The organism is Flavobacterium sp., assembly GCF_027484705.1.
GTDB lineage: Bacteria > Bacteroidota > Bacteroidia > Flavobacteriales > Flavobacteriaceae > Flavobacterium.
In genome coordinates this window covers 288,909-307,857 of sequence record NZ_JAIXSL010000016.1, presented here as the reverse complement: position 1 = coordinate 307,857, position 18,949 = coordinate 288,909, and the positions used below count along the sequence as shown (strand labels likewise).

21 protein-coding genes are annotated in these 18,949 nt (G+C 39.2%); 18 read left to right on the top strand and 3 right to left on the bottom strand.

All coding sequences use genetic code 11. The features are described from left to right. Positions 1 to 70: 70 nt before the first annotated feature. The 8 genes from menA (at position 71) to priA (ending at position 9,054) form a co-directional block, all read left to right on the top strand. A complete protein-coding gene (gene menA, locus Q0058_RS10015) occupies positions 71 to 1,021 on the top strand; it encodes a 1,4-dihydroxy-2-naphthoate octaprenyltransferase (protein ID WP_298223464.1) in 951 nt (316 codons plus the stop codon). A 90-nt stretch (positions 1,022 to 1,111) separates the two neighbouring features. Beyond that, positions 1,112 to 1,792 (top strand): metal-dependent hydrolase, encoded by a 681-nt coding sequence (locus tag Q0058_RS10010; protein WP_298223462.1) that lies wholly within the window; start codon positions 1,112 to 1,114, stop codon positions 1,790 to 1,792. 97 nt (positions 1,793 to 1,889) lie between these two features. Continuing rightward, complete coding sequence (locus tag Q0058_RS10005) at positions 1,890 to 3,086, top strand: hypothetical protein (protein WP_298223460.1); 1,197 nt, start codon at positions 1,890 to 1,892, stop codon at positions 3,084 to 3,086. Then, positions 3,087 to 4,118 (top strand): o-succinylbenzoate synthase, encoded by a 1,032-nt coding sequence (locus Q0058_RS10000; protein ID WP_298223458.1) that lies wholly within the window; start codon positions 3,087 to 3,089, stop codon positions 4,116 to 4,118. It abuts the gene before it with no gap. Between the two features lie 67 nt (positions 4,119 to 4,185). Beyond that, positions 4,186 to 5,043, top strand: coding sequence for a carboxylating nicotinate-nucleotide diphosphorylase (nadC, locus tag Q0058_RS09995; RefSeq protein ID WP_298223456.1), 858 nt, complete (start codon positions 4,186 to 4,188; stop codon positions 5,041 to 5,043). A 1-nt stretch (position 5,044) separates the two neighbouring features. Further along, the gene (locus Q0058_RS09990; protein ID WP_298223454.1) at positions 5,045 to 5,974 is read left to right on the top strand and encodes a YihY/virulence factor BrkB family protein; all 930 of its coding nucleotides are present in this window, start codon (positions 5,045 to 5,047) and stop codon (positions 5,972 to 5,974) included. Positions 5,975 to 6,138: 164 nt separating this feature from the next. Next, positions 6,139 to 6,576 (top strand): DUF2147 domain-containing protein, encoded by a 438-nt coding sequence (locus Q0058_RS09985; RefSeq protein WP_298223451.1) that lies wholly within the window; start codon positions 6,139 to 6,141, stop codon positions 6,574 to 6,576. Between the two features lie 27 nt (positions 6,577 to 6,603). Further along, positions 6,604 to 9,054, top strand: coding sequence for a primosomal protein N' (gene priA / locus Q0058_RS09980; RefSeq protein WP_298223449.1), 2,451 nt, complete (start codon positions 6,604 to 6,606; stop codon positions 9,052 to 9,054). On the opposite strand, the gene Q0058_RS09975 is transcribed toward priA, so the two are convergent. Then, positions 9,051 to 9,746 carry a LytTR family DNA-binding domain-containing protein gene (locus tag Q0058_RS09975; protein ID WP_166337326.1) on the bottom strand — a complete coding sequence of 232 codons (696 nt, stop codon included), beginning with the start codon at positions 9,744 to 9,746 and terminating at the stop codon, positions 9,051 to 9,053. The two genes, priA and Q0058_RS09975, sit on opposite strands and share 4 nt — an antisense overlap. Before the next feature lie 169 nt (positions 9,747 to 9,915). Between Q0058_RS09975 and rpsF the strand changes: the two genes are divergently transcribed. The 9 genes from rpsF to Q0058_RS09930 all read left to right on the top strand — a co-directional run bounded on the left by rpsF (position 9,916) and on the right by Q0058_RS09930 (position 16,614). Continuing rightward, positions 9,916 to 10,260, top strand: coding sequence for a 30S ribosomal protein S6 (rpsF, locus tag Q0058_RS09970; RefSeq protein WP_298223445.1), 345 nt, complete (start codon positions 9,916 to 9,918; stop codon positions 10,258 to 10,260). Positions 10,261 to 10,262: 2 nt separating this feature from the next. Next, the gene (gene rpsR, locus Q0058_RS09965; protein ID WP_136152299.1) at positions 10,263 to 10,559 is read left to right on the top strand and encodes a 30S ribosomal protein S18; all 297 of its coding nucleotides are present in this window, start codon (positions 10,263 to 10,265) and stop codon (positions 10,557 to 10,559) included. 12 nt (positions 10,560 to 10,571) lie between these two features. Next, a complete protein-coding gene (gene rplI / locus Q0058_RS09960) occupies positions 10,572 to 11,015 on the top strand; it encodes a 50S ribosomal protein L9 (protein WP_298223441.1) in 444 nt (147 codons plus the stop codon). A 166-nt stretch (positions 11,016 to 11,181) separates the two neighbouring features. After that, complete coding sequence (locus tag Q0058_RS09955) at positions 11,182 to 11,655, top strand: DUF6495 family protein (protein ID WP_298223439.1); 474 nt, start codon at positions 11,182 to 11,184, stop codon at positions 11,653 to 11,655. 74 nt (positions 11,656 to 11,729) lie between these two features. After that, a complete protein-coding gene (ligA, locus tag Q0058_RS09950) occupies positions 11,730 to 13,742 on the top strand; it encodes an NAD-dependent DNA ligase LigA (protein ID WP_298223437.1) in 2,013 nt (670 codons plus the stop codon). Further along, complete coding sequence (locus Q0058_RS09945; RefSeq protein ID WP_298223435.1) at positions 13,726 to 14,403, top strand: lysoplasmalogenase family protein; 678 nt, start codon at positions 13,726 to 13,728, stop codon at positions 14,401 to 14,403. The genes ligA and Q0058_RS09945 overlap by 17 nt, the downstream gene beginning before the upstream one ends. A 79-nt stretch (positions 14,404 to 14,482) precedes the next feature. Next, on the top strand, positions 14,483 to 15,208 hold the full coding sequence (locus Q0058_RS09940; RefSeq protein ID WP_298223433.1) for a lysoplasmalogenase family protein: 726 nt from the start codon (positions 14,483 to 14,485) through the stop codon (positions 15,206 to 15,208). 16 nt (positions 15,209 to 15,224) lie between these two features. Next, positions 15,225 to 15,944, top strand: coding sequence for a hypothetical protein (locus Q0058_RS09935; protein ID WP_298223431.1), 720 nt, complete (start codon positions 15,225 to 15,227; stop codon positions 15,942 to 15,944). Beyond that, positions 15,934 to 16,614 (top strand): lysoplasmalogenase family protein, encoded by a 681-nt coding sequence (locus Q0058_RS09930; protein ID WP_298223429.1) that lies wholly within the window; start codon positions 15,934 to 15,936, stop codon positions 16,612 to 16,614. Before Q0058_RS09935 ends, Q0058_RS09930 begins: the two co-directional genes overlap by 11 nt. On the opposite strand, the gene Q0058_RS09925 is transcribed toward Q0058_RS09930, so the two are convergent. Both Q0058_RS09925 and Q0058_RS09920 read right to left on the bottom strand, forming a co-directional pair. After that, a complete protein-coding gene (locus tag Q0058_RS09925) occupies positions 16,590 to 17,501 on the bottom strand; it encodes a bifunctional UDP-sugar hydrolase/5'-nucleotidase (protein WP_298223427.1) in 912 nt (303 codons plus the stop codon). The two genes, Q0058_RS09930 and Q0058_RS09925, sit on opposite strands and share 25 nt — an antisense overlap. 101 nt (positions 17,502 to 17,602) lie before the next feature. Further along, entirely contained in the window at positions 17,603 to 18,382 is a 780-nt protein-coding gene (locus Q0058_RS09920) for a 5'-nucleotidase (protein ID WP_298223424.1), read from the bottom strand. Positions 18,383 to 18,430: 48 nt separating this feature from the next. Here Q0058_RS09920 and Q0058_RS09915 point away from each other — a divergent pair, with 48 nt between their 5' ends. Further along, positions 18,431 to 18,949: a hypothetical protein gene (locus Q0058_RS09915; protein WP_298223422.1), complete on the top strand. Its 519-nt coding sequence runs from the start codon at positions 18,431 to 18,433 to the stop codon at positions 18,947 to 18,949.

Genomic DNA, 18,949 nt, shown 5'->3' with positions numbered 1-18,949 from the left:
GAATTATAAATAAACTCAAACCTTAACAATTGACAATTATTAATTGTTAATTATTAATTATCAATTAAATATGAAACATTGGATTGAAGCCGCAAGAGTCAGAACTTTACCGCTCTCAGTATCAGGAATCATCGTCGGAAGTATGTATGCTTTGTCTTATCCTACCGATGAAGTGCTGACGCCCACACAAGTATTCAACTGGCGCCTTTTTAGTTTTGCGATCCTGACCACTTTGGGTTTGCAGATCTTATCCAATTTCGCCAATGATTACGGCGATGGGATGAAAGGAACTGACAACGCAGACCGCGTCGGGCCCAAACGCGCCATTCAAAGCGGCGTGATTTCTCCGCAGGCCATGAAACGGGCCATCATGATCACGGCAATATTGACGATGCTTTCGGCCGCATTGCTGGTTTATTTTTCTTTCGGAGAAAACTATCCGGTATATTCCATTTTCTTTCTTACGCTTGGTGCGGTAGCTATTGCTTCGGCAATCCGTTACACCATCGGTAATACCGCTTATGGTTATAAGGGTTACGGCGATTTGTTTGTTTTCGTATTTTTTGGACTGGTAAGCACTTTAGGTGTCAATTTTCTTTACTCCAAACAACTCGATTATGTGTTGGCATTGCCTGCAACCGCTATAGGATTCTTAAGCGTGGCGGTGCTCAATCTCAACAACATGCGCGACGAAGCTTCTGACAGAAAAGTAGGGAAGAATACGATTGTAGTCAAGATTGGCGGTGCGAAAGCTAAAATCTACCATTATTTTCTGATTGTTTCGGCTATGGTTCTGATGTTGGTTTTTGCGGTTCTGAACCATTTCCATTTTGACCAGTATCTTTTTGTGATTGTCTACATTCCGTTAATCAAACATTTGGTCACGGTATACAAAAATAAAGACCCGAAAGCACTAGACCCTGAACTCAAAAAAGTAGCGCTAAGCACTTTTGCGTTGTCGATATTGCTATCGCTTTGCCTCATTTATTTCCTGTCTGATATCCTAGTCAATAATTCTTAAAAGCTATAGGCTGTAAGCTTTAAGCTGTAGGCCAAAATCAATTAACTAATCTAGCTTAAAGCATAAAGCTTAAAGCATAAAGCTAAAAATATGAAAATCACTTTCTACGGACATGCGTCACTGCAAATCGAAGTCAGCGGTAAAACCATTCTTGTCGATCCGTTTATTTCCGCGAACCCAAAAGCGGCGCACATCAACATCAATGAATTGAAATTCGATTACCTTTTTATCACGCACGCACACCAGGATCATACACTTGATGTGGAGCATTTGATGCAGTTCAACCCCGAAGCTGTGATCGTTTCCAACGCAGAAATCGCCACTTATTACATGCTTAAAGGCTACAAAGCGCACATGATGAATCACGGCGGAAGCTGGAAATTCGATTTCGGTTTGGTGAAATTCGTCAACGCCATCCATTCAAGTTCTTTTGCCGATGGCACTTACGGAGGAAATCCCGGTGGTTTTGTCATCGAAGGCGAACACAAAAACATCTACATCGCCGGCGATACCGCACTGACTATGGATATGAAACTCATTCCGATGCGCACCAAACTCGATTTGGCGATATTGCCGATCGGCAGCAATTTCACGATGGATGTGGAAGACGCGATCATCGCTTCCGATTTCCTCGATTGCGACAAGGTTTTAGGTTACCATTACGACACTTTCGGTTACATCGAAATCAACCACGAAGACGCCATCCGCAAGTTCTTCAACAAAGGCAAAGACTTAATGCTGCTCGATATCGGGCAAAGCATCGAATTGTAATTTTTTAGGAGCTGTTTCTCGCTATCCGTTGCAAGTCCTCGCTGCGCTGCGGGCTTTCCACTACTATCGGGGCTAGGGCATTCCGTAATCCATCAATATGCATCACAAATTCACTTTCCTACTCTTACTAATCGCCAGTTTTTCTTCGGCCCAAACCGACGGTTATTGGGATAAGACGCGTGCCACTTCCAAAGAAGTCATCATCAGCGCACGCGAACGCATCATCATTCCGCTCGAAGAATTGCCTCAAGGAACCACAGAAATCGTATACAGAATCACACTTCTAGACGAAAACCAACAACTTTCCAACAGTTTGGTTTCGATTCTTAAAGCGATTCCGGATCCAACAGGAATCAGTCAGGGTTCGGCCGGAGCGGTTTTTCTTTTATCCAAGATTGCGGGCGATGACAAATGCAAATACGCAATCTTCAACAACAAAGAGTTGGCATTCGATTACAAAAAAGAAGGTAATGTAGACAAAGCTTGTCTGTATCAAAACAATCCCGTAAACAAAGATGCCAAAAGGCTTTCCGTTACCAAGTCAACTTGCCTCAAAACCGGTTTGATGTGGTTCGGTTTCGAAAACAAAAACTGGATCATGAACCAGCGCATCGTTCTCGAAGTCGTTCCTTGGGTAGACAATAAACTCAGTCGCGGCTGGAGCATTGAAAACCGAAAAAATGTTTTGAGCATATGCAAATCAACTGATTTGGCGAAAAAACTTCCCAATGCACAAGCTGATGATTATTGCGTTTGCGTTTTGGATAAAATTCAGAACCAATATAAGTTTCTTGAATATCAAAGTTTACTAGCGGCCGAAAAAACAAAAGCGTTCAAAGACGGCGGTTTGGCTTGTTATACCGAAACGCAGGCATCGGCTACGATTTACGACAACAACCGATTGCAGGCTTCTCAATTCGCTTCCAAAGGCCAATACGGACAAGCCATCGCTAAATTATTGCCGATTATTGAAGAGCAAAAAGCAAAGGTTTCGGATTACGATGCGCTCGGCCTTAATTACATCTATACCAAACAATACGACAAAGCGCTTAAATACTTGAAACTCGGCGAACAACTTGATCCTTCGGAGCTGTCTCTGCAATTGCATTTGGCGCATGCGAATTTGTTTAAAGGAAATTATAGCTTGGCCAAATCCATTTACAAAAAATTCAGCGACCAGAATGTTTCTGACAGCACCAGTTGGAGCGATCAGGTCAAAGCGGATTTTGTTTCCTTTGAAAAAGCGGGCTTGCCAACCAAGGATTTCGAACGCATCTTAAACACCATCCGATAAATGAAGGCGAATTACCAGCAATATATTTTGGAATTCAAACGACCTTCAGGAACGTCACGCGGCGTCATGACCCAAAAAGAAACCTGGTTTATCATTCTCGAGGAAAACGGCAAAATAGGAATAGGCGAGTGTGGCTTACTTCGCGGTTTGAGTATTGACGACCGAGATGATTATGAAGAAAAGCTTGCTTGGGTTTGCCAAAACATTCATTTAGGGAAAGACAAACTTTGGGAATCGCTGCTCGAATTTCCGTCAATCCAGTTTGGGATTGAGATGGCGTTTCAGTCATTGGCTTCCGAAAATCCGTTTGAATTGTTTCCGTCCGAATTCACCAAAGGTCAAAAAAGTATTCCGATAAATGGTCTGGTTTGGATGGGCGACGAAGCTTTTATGAAGCAGCAAATCGAAGAGAAACTTGCCGATGGATTTCACTGCATCAAACTCAAAATTGGTGCGATAGATTTCGATAAGGAATTGGAATTATTGCACTTTATTCGTCAAAATTTTAGCCCTGAAGAAATCGAGATTCGGGTCGATGCGAACGGCGCTTTTGATTCAAAAGAAGCTTTATTTAAATTAAATCAAATAGCTGGTTTTAAATTACATAGTATCGAACAACCTATAGCGAAAAATCAGCATGACATCATGTCAGAGCTGTGCAAAACCGCTCCAATTCCTATTGCTTTGGATGAAGAGTTGATTGGTGTGTTTTCTTTCCAGGATAAAGAAATGTTATTGCAAAAAATCAAGCCGCAATTCATTATTTTGAAACCTAGTTTTATCGGTGGATTTCGCGGAACCCAAGAGTGGATTTCATTAGCAGAAAAATACAACATCGGTTGGTGGATTACTTCAGCATTAGAGAGCAATATCGGACTTAACGCAATCGCACAATGGACGTATTTGCAAAACAATCCGATGCCTCAAGGATTAGGAACCGGCGCTTTGTACACGAATAATTTCGATGGGCCGCTAACGGTTTCAAATGGACAATTATGGTATAAAGGCACGCATTGGAGTTTCAATTTGTAGTTTAGACTAAAATATCATTTTCAAATCCACGAAATAAATTCTATTTTAGCCAAACAATAGCACTAATATGATATCGGAAGCGCAATTTCAAAACGAGTTAAAAATCATTATCGAAAACGGTATCCGTGAGGATATTGGCCCTGGAGATTATAGCTCATTGGCCTGTATTCCGGCATCTGCAAATGGCAAAGCCAAACTGCTAGTCAAAGATCAGGGCATTATCGCCGGAGTAGAATTTGCCAAAATGATTTTTCATCACGTTGATCCGGAATTGGTTGTGGAAACTTTTATTAATGACGGAACCGTGGTGCAATACGGCGATATAGTCTTTCATGTTTCAGGAAGCTCCCAATCGATTTTAAAAGCGGAACGGCTCGTGTTGAATTCGATGCAACGCATGTCAGCCATTGCAACTAAAACCAACAGTTACGTGAAGTTGCTAGAAGGCACAAAGACCAAAGTGCTTGATACACGTAAAACTACCCCGGGATTCCGAGCTGCTGAAAAATGGGCAGTCAAAATTGGCGGTGGAGAAAATCACAGGTTTGCACTTTATGACATGATCATGCTCAAAGACAACCACAACGATTTTGCGGGTGGAATTACGATGGCAATAAATAAAACCAAAACTTATCTAAAGGAAAACCAACTTGATTTGAAAATCATTGTTGAAGCCAGAAACCTAGATGAAATTAAGGAAATTCTCCAAAATGATGGCGTTTATCGCATTCTGATTGACAATTTCAATTATGACGATACGCGTGAAGCGGTTAGACTTATAGGAAACAAATGCCTCACGGAATCCTCAGGAAACATCAACGAAAAAACGATCCGTCATTACGCGGATTGCGGCGTAGATTATATTTCGTCCGGAGCATTGACGCATTCGGTCTACAATATGGATTTAAGTCTCAAAGCACTGTAATATGAGCAAAGAAATAGAAACTTATATCGAAAGAATTCCATTTGTGCGCAGCATCATTATTGGCTTGAAAAGAGTCAGGCTGCCTTGGCTGCACGGAGTGTCGCTGTATGATTTGTTGGAACTGTATATCATTGGCATTACAGAAGGCGCTGTTTCTTACCGTGCCGGAGCGATTGCTTTCAGTTTCTTCATGGCGTTGTTTCCGTTTGCGCTGTTTATCCTAAATCTAATTCCATACATTCCCATTGAAGGATTTCAGGAGGATTTCATGCAGTTTTTGTCTGAAGGTGTGCCACCAAAAACTTATGATGCGATTGCCGCGATCATCAATGATATTTTGCACAACAGTCACTCGGGATTGCTGTCCACGGGATTCGTGTTGTCGATTTTTCTGATGGCCAATGGGATGAACGCTATTATGGGCGGCTTTGAGACCTCGAACCATATCATCATTAAAAGAGGCTTTTTTAGGCAATACGCAGTAGCAATTGGTATATCATTAATACTTTCAATGTTACTTTTGGTAACGGTTGCTATGATTGTTGTTTTTGAAGTAGTTATACAAAAAACAATTATTCAAGATGTGCTCAGCGACCGGATTCCATTGATCATTCTAGGCCGATATGCTTTTGTGATTTTAATGATATTGCTGACGACTTCAATACTGTTTAAATTCGGAATCAAGCACGACCGCAAACGAAGATTCATTTCAATAGGTTCGGTATTCACAACAATATTGATTATCATTTCGTCCTACGGTTTCGGAATTTGGGTGGTAAGATTTTCAAAATACAATCAATTATACGGCTCTATCGGTACGTTGCTGATTATGATGTTTTACATTTGGATTAACTGTATGATACTGCTGCTCGGATTCGAACTCGATGCTTTGATCAATAAAATCAGACGGCAGAAACAAGGCGAACAATAATTTTTGATTATTTTTTAGGAGCTGATTCCTGCTGTTCGCTACACCCGAGCGAAGCGAATTGACCGAACACTTATGTAAAGTCATTAACTTTGTGAGGTAATCTTTTCCTTGCTAAAGAAGCAAGAAAAAGGATAACTGCTGCCATCAGGGCTAAATACAGGATTATGAAGAACTTTTTATTTTGCATCATTATATTCATCTTTTCGAATGTGCTTCAGGCGCAGAACCTCGCTATTGTCGGCAAATGGAAAACCATCGATGACGAAACGGGCAAACCGCTTTCTATTATAGAAATCTATGAAAAACACAATAAGATTTACGGAAAAGTCATTGAAATCTTCAATCCGAAAAACAAGAAAATTCCCAAATGCGAGAAATGCGACGGAGAAGATAAAAACAAACCCATATTAGGGCTGGTGGTCATCAAAGGCTTAACCTGGGAAAAAAACGAATACACCAACGGCAAAATCCTCGATCCAAAACACGGAAAATTATACAAATGTTCCATCTCCTTTGAAAGTAAAGACAAATTGAAAGTCAGAGGATATATTGGTGTTGAACTTCTGGGCAGAACGCAATATTGGGAACGCGTCAAAATCTAATACCAAGCCATCACTAATCCTATCGGAATGCCTTTTTTTGCTGAAGTCATCTTACCGTTGTCGTTGTCTAAAACCTTTACTTATAGTATTTCGGAGCGGGAATTCCATTTTCTGAAAAAAGGAATGCGTGTCACGGTACCGTTCGGAAAAAGCAAAATTTATACAGCGTTGGTGGTTGATCTTCATCAGAATGCGCCCCAATTGTACGAAGCCAAAGAAATCCATCAGATTCTTGATGAAACCCCAATAGTCAACGGAATACAAATCACGCATTGGCAATGGATTGCATCGTATTATATGTGCGCCATCGGAGACGTTTATCGCGGTGCCATGCCGAGTGCATTATTGCTCGAAAGCGAAACTGTCATAGCAAAAAAGGACGAAGTTTATCTCGACCAAAGCCAGCTTTCCGATGAAGAATATTTGGTTTATCAGGCCTTACAACATCAATCCTCGCTGAAAGTTCACGATATCATTTCAATATTGAATAAGAAAAATGTTTTTCCGGTTCTTCAAAAACTGATTGACAAAAATATTTTGGTTTTACAGGAAGAAGTTTCGGAAATCTACAAACCGAAGTTGGTTCGTTATATCCGATTGCATGCTGATTTCGCAACAGATGAATCTTTGTACCAATTGCTCAACAGTTTGAAAGGAGCGAAACAAACGGAAATTTTGATGCAATATTTCCAGATCAATGCCACTGAAAAAAAGCCTGTTTCCGTAAAACAACTGACCGAAGCGGCAAATTCGTCTTCTACAGTTATTAAAGCCTTGATTGATAAAAATATTTTTGAGGAATACTATCTTCAGCATGATCGCGTCAATTTTGAAGGAGCGCTCAATGAGAATGTTTTACAACTGAGTAAAGTCCAAAATCGTGCTTTCAACGACATTCAAACCCAATTCTTATCGAAAGATGTTTGTCTTCTGCATGGCGTAACCTCGAGCGGAAAGACAGAAATTTATATACAACTCATAGAAGAATTTTTAAAGCAGGAAAAGCAAATCCTGTATTTATTGCCCGAAATCGCTTTGACTACACAGCTGGTCGAAAGATTACGAAGTTATTTTGGCAATAAAGTCGCGGTTTACCATTCCAAATACAGCAACAACGAAAGGGTGGAAGTGTGGCGCCAGGTTCAGGAAGTTTCTGTGAAAGCACAAATCGTGATTGGTGCTCGTTCGGCTTTGTTCCTCCCATTTTCTAATTTAGGACTTATCATTGTTGATGAAGAACACGAACAGACTTTTAAGCAACAAGATCCGTCGCCACGATATCATGCGCGTGATGCGGCGATTGTTTTGGCAGGTTATCATCGTTCCAAAGTATTGTTGGGTTCTGCCACGCCAAGTATAGAAACTTATTTCAATGCCCAAAGCGAAAAGTTTGGATTGGTCGAAATTACCGAACGTTTCGGAAAAGTACAGCTACCAGAAATCACTTTGGTTGATCTTAAGGATAAATATTTCCGTAAGCAAATGACCGGGCATTTCAGCGATGCATTGATTGAGGAAATTGCTTTGGCGCTGTCTTTAAACGAGCAAGTAATTTTGTTTCAAAACCGACGGGGTTATTCTCCGGTGGTTGAATGTATGACTTGCGGTCACGTTCCGCAGTGCCAACAATGCGATGTGAGTCTAACGTATCACAAGCAAAAGAACCAATTGCGTTGTCATTATTGCGGCTATTCGATGGCGAATCCAACGCATTGCCATAGTTGTTCGAGTCCTCATTTAACTACTAAAGGATTCGGTACGGAACAAATCCAGCAGGAATTGAATGCTTTGTTTCCGAATGCCAAAACCGGCAGAATGGATCAGGACACGACACGTGGAAAATTTGGCTTCGAAAAAATCATCGACAGTTTCAAAAACCTCGAAGTCGATATTTTAGTAGGAACACAAATGCTTGCCAAAGGATTGGATTTTGATAATGTAAGTTTGGTCGGAATCATGAATGCCGATAATATGTTGTATCATCCGGATTTCCGTGCGTTTGAAAGAAGTTTTCAGATGATGACTCAAGTTTCAGGAAGATCTGGGCGTTCTGAAAAAAGAGGAAAAGTGATTATTCAAACCTATAATCCGAATCATAATACCATCCAACAAGTGACGCATAACGATTATTTAGGAATGTATTCTGAACAATTGTATGATAGGAAAATATACCAATATCCACCGTATTTCAGGCTCATAAAACTTACCTTAAAGCATCGCGATTTCGAAAAACTGAAAGAAGGTTCCATTTGGTTATATCAGGTGATGCAGCAGAACTTAAAAATTCCAGTGCTTGGGCCGGAAGAACCGCCAATCGGAAGAATCAGGAATGAATACATCAGAACCATCCTTATAAAAATCCCACAAAACCAGTCTTTACAAGGCACAAAAAAAACCATCCAGAAAATACTGGATAGTTTTGATGCTGTTTCGCAATTCAGAGCTATAAAAATAGCCGTGAATGTTGATTTCTATTAAGCGATGGCTAACGCGCGAACAAGATCTTCTTTCTTGTTTCGGCTCAAAGGTATTTTTGTGATTCCGATTTCGGCAAATTTACTGTTGAATCGTTCTACCTTGTCAATGTTAATGATGTAAGACTTGTGTACCCGGATGAATTTGTCTTTCGAAAGATCTTTCTCAAACGACTTCATCGTAGAAAGCACCAAGTTACTGTCTTCTTCGGTCACTACTTTTACGTAATCACCAAAAGCTTCAATCCATTTGATTTTTGAAGTGAACACTTTTAGTTTTTTAAGATTACTCTTAATAAAGATGTGTTCTCCGTCTTCTTCTTGGTTTTCCTTTTTCAATAAATGGAAATCCATTGCACGTTTTACAGAAGCATTGAAACGATCGAGTGCAATCGGTTTTTGTAGGTAATCCGTTGCGTCATAATCGAATGCTTTCATAGCGTACTCGGCTTTCGACGTGATAAAAATGATTTGTGGTTTAGTTTTTAAACCATCAAGAAAATCAAAACCGCTAATGACTGGCATCTCGATATCGAGAAAAATCAGGTCTACGGTATGTACCGACATGCAATTCTTTGCTTCGATTGCATTTGAAAAATCTCCAATTAAGTGTAAATTTGGATGATTATTCACTAACTTTGCGATGATCATCCTTTGGATTGACGAGTCATCTACAACAACACAATTTAGTTTCATAATATTATTTATTATAGATTTGGTAGGACGAAAGTAAAATGTTTTTTCGAATCAACCTAATCTTTATCGGTTTTTTTTGCATTTTGACGAGAAAAAATGCATTTTTCTTGTTTATTTAAAAAAAAAGATTACTTTTGCAAAATTATTAAAATTTATACCTATAAGTATTATGAATCATTATGAAACTGTTTTCATTTTAAATCCCGTTTTATCTGATGTTCAGGTAAAGGAAACAGTGAGCAAATTCGAAGAATTTCTTACGTCCAGAGGAGCAGAAATGATATCAAAAGAGGATTGGGGCCTGAAAAAAATGGCTTATGAAATCCAAAACAAGAAAAGTGGGTTCTACCATTTATTCGAATTCAAAGTAGCAGGAGAAGTGCTTATCGCATTTGAAACTGAATTTAGACGTGACGAAAGAGTAATGCGTTTCCTGACTGTAAGTCTTGACAAACACGCGATCTCTTGGGCAGAAAGAAGAAGAACTAAATTAAAAGCAGCGAAAGCGAACTAATCATGGCAAATCTACAACAATCCGCTTCAGGAAAAAAAGATGGAGATATCAGATATCTTACACCTTTAAACATTGAAACTAACAAAACTAAAAAGTATTGTCGTTTCAAAAAATCTGGAATCAAATATATTGATTATAAAGATGCAGACTTCTTATTGAAATTCGTAAACGAGCAAGGTAAAATCTTACCACGCCGTCTTACAGGAACTTCACTAAAGTACCAAAGAAAAGTGTCCGTAGCTGTGAAAAGAGCAAGACACTTAGCGTTAATGCCATATGTGGCTGATTTACTAAAATAATAAGAAGCGAAAATGGAAATTATATTAAAAAAAGACGTACAGAATGTAGGCTTTAAAGACGATGTCGTATCTGTGAAAGCAGGTTACGGTCGTAACTTCCTAATTCCACAAGGATTCGCTCACATGGCGACGCCTTCTGCTAAAAAAGTTTTAGCTGAGAATTTGAAGCAAAAAGCACACAAAGAAGCTAAAGTGGTAAACGATGCAAAAACATTGGCAGAAACTTTAAAAGCTATCGAAATAAAAATCGCTGCAAAAGCAGGTGGTGAAAAATTATTTGGATCAATCACGAACATCGATATTGCTGAAGCTTTAGAAAAAGCAGGTCAGACTATCGATAGAAAATTCATCACAAGCGGAATCGTAAAACGTACCGGTAAATATACTGCCAACGTTCGTTTGCACCGTGATGTTATCGTAGAATTGCCATACGAAATCATTGCTGAAAAAGCATAATTCGTAAATTATCATACTAAGAATCCCGATGAAAGTCGGGATTTTTTTTTATTTTTTTAGGAGCTAATCCGGCTATCATTCCAATCTTTTGCTTTTTAAAGAAAAAGCAAAAGGATTTTCCCTTCTATCCGGGCTAGGCATCCGATTTCATACAAAATTTATTACAATGAAGTATAACAGACTCACCAAAGAACAATTCGAAGAACTCCACCCAGAATTCATCAACTTCCTCGCAACCCAATCGATCGACAAAGCCGAATGGGACAAACTCAAAGCCGAACAACCCGAAGTCGCCGAACAAGAGCTTGACGTTTTTTCCGATTTAATTTGGGAAGGCGTTTTGTCACGCGCTATTTATTTGGAACATTTTTCCAAAAACCACATTTTCCTGTTTCATTGTTTTGAAAAGCACATCGAATCAATCATTCTAAAATCGCTCGTTCCCGAAACCGATTTCCTGACCAAAGAAGGTTTGCAATGGCTCAGCGACAATATGTTCACCGAAACCATCGAAATGAAAATCGGCAAGAAAGAATACGGCGAAGACCGCAACGCCGCGATTTTCGGATTGGTGCAGCAAGGTGCCTTTCTGAGCGACGGCCAATTATACCAACAAATCAATTCGATCATTCAATCGTAACTTTTTGGGAAACTCTTTTATAAATTGGTTATTTTAGTACACGATTTCAAATACTAAAGCAGCCAATTTTTTTTATGGATATCCTTCAGACCATTCAAAACCTTAGAGAAGAACTCAACCTACACAACCATAATTATTATGTGTTGGATGCACCGACGATTTCAGATCTTGAATTCGATCAAAAACTCAAACAACTTCAGGCGTTAGAAAACCAACATCCCGAATATTTTGACGAAAATTCGCCAACACAAAGGGTAGGAGGAACCATTACGAAAAATTTCCAAACGGTTGCGCACGATTATCGTATGTATTCGCTCGACAATTCGTATTCGAAAGAAGATTTGATCGATTGGGAAAACCGCATCCAGAAAGTGCTCGGCAATGTTGAAATTGAATATACTTGCGAACTCAAATACGACGGCGCTTCCATCAGCATCACCTACGAAAACGGAAAGCTTAAATGTGCCGTGACACGAGGCGATGGCTTCCAAGGTGATGATGTGACAAACAACATCAAAACCATCCGGTCGATTCCGCTTAAACTTAAAGGAAACAATTATCCTGAGAAATTCGACATCCGCGGCGAAATCATTTTGCCTTTGGCGGGTTTTGAAAAAATGAACCAGGAACTCATCGAAATCGGTGAAACGCCTTATTCTAACCCAAGAAACACTGCTTCAGGAAGTTTAAAATTACAGGACAGCACCGAAGTTGCCAAACGCCCGCTTGATTGTTTGTTGTATTTTCTAATAGGAAATAATCTTCCGTTCCTTTCGCAGTATGACGGATTGCAAACTGCAAAAAGTTGGGGATTCAAAGTGCCCAATGAAGCTAGACTTGCCCATAGCCTTGACGAAGTTTTCGCCTTCATCGACCATTGGGATACGCACCGACACAAGTTGCCATATGAAACCGATGGTGTAGTTATTAAAGTCAACAGATTCCAATATCAGGAAGAGTTGGGTTATACCGCCAAATCGCCGCGCTGGGCCATCGCTTACAAATTCAAATCGGAACAGGTTTCCACTATTTTGAATTCCATTTCCTACCAAGTCGGAAGAACCGGAGCGATCACGCCTGTGGCAAACTTAAAACCAGTCCAACTTGCGGGAACTATCGTAAAACGTGCGTCTTTACACAATGCAGACCAAATTGAGAAACTTGATATCCGCGTCGGTGATACTGTTTTTGTTGAAAAAGGCGGTGAAATCATCCCCAAAATCATCGCAGTTGATTTGACCCAAAGACCTGAAAATACTGAGCCAACACAATACATCACGCATTGCCCCGAATGCCAAACCGAACTCGTGCGCACCGAAGGCGAAGCCAATCATTACTGTCCGAATTTTTATGGTTGCCCACCGCAAATCATCGGTCGCATCCAACATTACATCTCAAGAAAGGCGATGGATATTGAAGGTTTGGGCGGCGAAACTGTAACCTTGCTTTTCAATAACAACCTCGTTCACAATTATGCTGATTTGTATGAATTGACTGTAGAACAAGTATTACCGCTCGAAAGAATGGCGCAGAAATCCGCTGAAAATCTGGTGAACGGCATCGAGAATTCCAAAAAGATTCCTTTTGAAAATGTTTTGTACGCTCTGGGAATCCGCTATGTTGGAGAAACTGTCGCAAAGAAACTTGCAAAACACTATAAGAACATCGATGCCTTGCAGCAAGCCAGTCTGATGGATTTGATTTTGGTCGATGAGATCGGCGACAGGATTGCAAGTTCTGTGATTGAGTTCTTTGAAAATGAAGAAAACCAACGCATCATCAACCGATTGAAAGCTTATGGGATTCAGTTTGAGATTGTCGAGAAAATCAATCCGAACGCCACACAAAAACTCGTTGGCAAGACTTTCGTGGTTTCAGGTGTGTTCTCGATTTATTCGCGCGACGGCCTTAAGGAAGCTATCGAAGACAACGGCGGTAAAGTCGGAAGTTCGATTTCCGCTAAAACCGATTACGTGATTGCTGGCGAGAATATGGGACCGGCCAAACTCGAAAAAGCCAACCAACTCAAAATTCCGATCATCACTGAACATGATTTTATACAACTTTTGAATGATGCTGAGCACTAAACAGATTGCGCTTGGGTTATACGTGTTTTGCAGTATACTCGCTGTCATCGCTACGATTGTTGATGATGATCTGATGATACTGTTGGTCAAACCGGCCGTAATTCCTGCAATCCTGTATTATTACCTCACAATTAAAAAAACTAAAATCAATTGGTTTTTCATATCGGTGTTGCTGCTCAATTTTATAGGCGATACCATTGTGTTGCTCGAAATCAAAGACCAGACTTTGATTATTATGATTCCTTATTTCATTTCGTATCTGCTGTTGCTTCGGTTTTCGATTCTGGACTTGAGAAAAATGAGAATTATAAAGTCCGGGATTTTACTCGCAGCGCTGATTTTTGGTTTTCTAATGTATGTGCTTTACGAACTCGTCCAAATGTTTGCCGATACCAATCCTGAACTGATTGTTCCGGTGATTGTTTACGGTATTGTTCTGGGATTGTTTGGCTGTATCGCCGTTTACTGTTATTACGCTAAGATTACGGCCTTTACGTTCTATCTGTTGATGTTTGTGATTACGAGCATCGTTTCGGATGTTTTCTATATGTTGTTTCATTTTCTTTTCCAGATTCCCTTTCTAAATTATTTTGAGTTTGCAACGCAACTGGTATCTTATTATTTTGTAGTCAAATACTTTGTTTCGAGGAAAAATGATTAGGATAAAAACAGTATTTTTAGATTTATTCAAAAATTAGATTAAATTTATCCTTAATTAATTTTGCATTCCAAATTAAATTATGAAAAATAAATACTTGCGTTTTAAGACCAGTAAGTTATTAAAACCATTCGTTGCTTTTTATTTTTTTATAGGATTTGTTGAAATCATTGCCGAGCTTTTCAAAGATTATTTTTTTATCTCTGCTTCAAAACCACTGTTAATACCGATATTGATAGCAATCTATTGGCTTTCTTCAAAAAGCAGAAACCCCATATTTATTATAGCACTGCTCGCGGTCTGGATGGCCAATATCCTACTGATTTCGAATTCAATGACTTGTTTTATGGTTGGAACGTTTTTCTTTCTGATCTATCGCATATTGATTATCTATCTCGTGCTTAAAACTATAAAGTTCCCAGGTTATATTCCGATGGTTATTGGTGCGTTACCGTTCCTTTTTATGTATTTATTTGTAGCGAACCTTTCCCATAACGAATTGGGTTATCGTTTTTATATGTTCATCATACAAGGTATGTTTATGATTTTTTTCGGAAGTCTGTGCCTTGGGAATTATATCATAAAATCGAATACCTCCAACACTTATTTGCTCATCAGTACGATGCTTTTTACAGTGATACAATTCGTTCTGGTGATTAAAATGTTTTATGCTGATTACAATATATTCCAGCCTTTGGCGATGTTAATGTATGTCTTCGGACAATACTTGTTGTATCTTTTTGTCCTCATTGAAGAGAAAAAACGCAAACGCTACCAGATTATCAACAAGCTAGGATTGAAAGCTTAATTTAATTTTATGAAAAATGTTTGAAACCACTTCAAAAAATAAGATTTCCTATGCGTTCAATATCGCATATTTCGGACTGGGACTGGTTCAAACGATTGCAGAACTCTTTGAATTAAATCATATTGCCCTAACGCTAAGAATGGTTTTGCCTATTTTATTGTTATCGTTATACCACATCAATTCCACCCAAAAAAATATATTGTTTTACAGCATAATGGGTTTGCTGCTGCTTAGTAATATATTGTTTTTTTATACAAACCAACCTCTCTTTTTCTACGGTGTTTTGGCGTTTCTGCTGCTTAGAATCTTATCATTAGTCCAGATTTTTAAATTGACTAAGCATATCAATTACCTTCATATTACCGTGGCTACGTTTCCTTTTTTGTTGATTTTTTTCTATTTGATTTCTGCCACAAATGAAATTTCAGAGCTTGAATTTAATCTTTTAATCGTGCAAAGTATACTGATTTCTTTGCTGGGTGGTATTTCGGTGGTCAATTATTTTGAGAATGACAACAGACAGCATTCGTGGTTGCTGATCAGCACTTTGCTTTTTGTCGGATTGCGTTTTATTGTTTTTATCGAACGCTATTTTATTTTCAACGCATCACTAACCATCTACAGACCAATAGGAATCATATTGACTATCTTTGCTTTTTATACTTTTTATAAATATGTAATCGCTGCAGAATCTGAACAGCATAAGCATAATACCACTAAAAATCATGAACCGTGAACTCAAAATAAAGGGTTTTACTGCTTTATACTTTACGATAGCTTTCGTCTTATTGGTCGCGGAATATTGTAAACTGACTTCGCTGTTATTCTTTTTCAAACCCTTACTGATCCCAAGCCTTGCGGTATTGTATCTGATCAGCTCGCGCGATAAATGTTATGGGTATCTTATCGCTTTATTTTTTGCTTGCTGTTCCAATGTCTTTTTACTTTTTACCGATACGCAATTGTTGTTTTACGGCATTATTGCTTTCCTGTTTTACCGAATCGCGACCATCGTAACCATCTTCAGAAAAGGCGACAAAATTGTTTTACTTCCTGTAGTGTTGGCTACGGTTCCGTTTTTGTTTATTTTCTCGTATCTGATTTATGTGATGATCAGTCCGGACAACCCGAATTTTTATCCGACGATCATCAACGATATCATCATCTCAATCTTTAGCGGTTTAGGATTGGCTCATTACGTGATGAATGACAGCAAACAGAATTCCTGGCTCATCATCAGTACTTTGCTGTTTACTTTTTTGGTAGTGCTTTTTATGGTAGAGACTTTTTATATTCCCAATGATGTATTCAAACCTTTATCGGCTGTTGTGTTTTCATTGGCGCATTATGCGTTCTATTTGTTCGTCATCGAGTCAGAACATCAGACCACAATCGATTTGCCCTGAGCGATTTTCTCTTTATCCGTGTCAAAATAAAAATCAACACGGCCTAAATTTACGCCATAGCAACCGACCTGATTTACCAAAACATCTTCGCCCGCGGCATTTTTGAGCACCGTAGGTTTGTCTAAAAAAGTATGAGTATGACCGCCGATAATCAAATCAATATCCTTAGTTAAGGAAGCCAGTTTCACATCGCAGATTTTATCCGGATCATTTTTATATTCGTAGCCAATGTGCGACAAACAAATCACCAAATCGCATTTTTGTTCATGTTTTAAAATCCTTGCCATATCCTGCGAAACGCTGACAGGATCATTATATACCGTTTCCTTATAATTCTTCTTGTCGACCAAACCATCAAGCCCGACACCCAAACCAAAAACGCCGACCTTAATGCCGTTCTTATGGAAAATCTTATAAGGTTTCACAAGTCCGTTCAAAACCGTATTGCTGAAGTCATAATTCGCCGAAACGAAATCAAATTTTGCATTGGGCAATTGCGCGTAAAAGCCGTCAATGCTGTTGTCAAAATCATGGTTGCCCAAAGTCGCCAGGTCATAACGCATCATGCTCATCAGTTTAAATTCCAGCTCGCCGCCATAATAATTAAAGTAAGGCGTGCCCTGAAAAATATCCCCAGCGTCCAAAAGCAGAACGTTCGGGTTCTCCGCACGAATCGATTCAATCAAAGCCGCACGTCTGGCTACACCGCCCATATTCGGATTCTTCGGATGCGTCGGCGGAAACGGATCGATATAACTGTGCACATCGTTCGTATGCAACACCGTCAGCTGTTTCGTTTTACTGCTTTCAAAACTACTCAGCGACAGGCCCAAACCCATCAAAGCCGTGGTGGCCGCCGTTTTTTCTATGAATTCTCTTCTTTTCATCTTGTGTTTTTTTAGGAGCTATTTCCCGCTATCATTCCAATCTTTTGTTCTGAACGCCAGAACAAAAGGATTTTCCCTTCTATCGGGGCTAGGACTTTCCGTTATTTTTCGACTGTAATCCTGACATCATTAATCAAAGGAACCGTATCGACATCCGTAAAATAATCAATCAGGATGTGTCTTAATTTATAATCAAGGTCATACTTATGGATTCCTTTTTTGAAGAAATTCATATTATCGCCGCCATTCGAAAGGTAATCGTTTGTGCCTACATAATAAATCTGGTTCGGGAAAAATGGTTTTCCTTGTATTAAAATATCTTTCGCCTTATTGTCTTTTCCAATGGTGAAAGTCATCCCGTTGAGCGGATGCGGTTTCTTTTCGGTAATAATATAATCGAGCATTTCCTGAATCTGTTCGCCTTTGAGCGCAATCACGACGAGGCTGTTTTCAAAAGGCATGATCTCATAAGCCGTTCTCGCCGTCACATTGCCTTGCGGAATAATCGAACGAATCCCACCATGATTCAAAAGCACAATATCGATTGATTTTTTTTCACGCGCCATAAAAACCGGATTGCCTTTGAGCATCACCACATCGGAAAACAGATTGCCCATCGGGGTTTGCCAGGCGCCATTTTTGTCTAAAGTCTGCGGCGCAGTAGCGAGTACGGTGCTCAAATCTTTATCGATATGTTCGCGGTAAGGTTTTATAAATTCTTCAATGCCAGCCACTTCTTTTTGCTGGTCCGTGATTCCGATTTCTTTGCCTTCAATCCTCGTAACATACTGTTTTTGTTGCTGGCAGGAAACGCTGAAAATAAATGTTAAGAATAAAACAAAATACGACAATACAACGTTATAGTTTTTTAGTTTTACCATCCGAAATGAAACTTATTTAATTAATTTTGTAAACCAAGTAAAAGTAGTATGTTTTTAAATTATTTAAAGAATTTTTTTACCCAAAAAACCGTAAAGAAAAATCTTTCTAATGTAAAACATATCGCATCACAATCTGCCATAGAAACCGTCGGGATTGTTTTTGACGAAAGCTACTTCAATGAAAGGGAAGCGCTCGTGCAGGAACTTGTAGCTAAAGGAATACACGAAAGCAACATCAAAGTATTGGTGTTCAAAGACAAAATAAAAAAGAACGAGCAGTTTGATTATCCTGTTTTCAGCAACAAAGATTTAAGCTGGACAGCCACTTTCGACAAATCGGAAGTCAAAGATTTCACTGCGCAGAAATTCGATTTGCTGATTAATTATTATGACACAGAAAAATCAGCATTGCTGTTGGTGTCAAACCAGTCTAAAGCGACTTTCAAAGTAGGTTTCGCTTCGATCGACAAAAAACTGAACCACTTCATGATTGATACCCATGCCGAGAATTACAAAGTGTTTATCGAGGAGCTTTTCAAATACCTAAAAATATTAAACAAAATATAA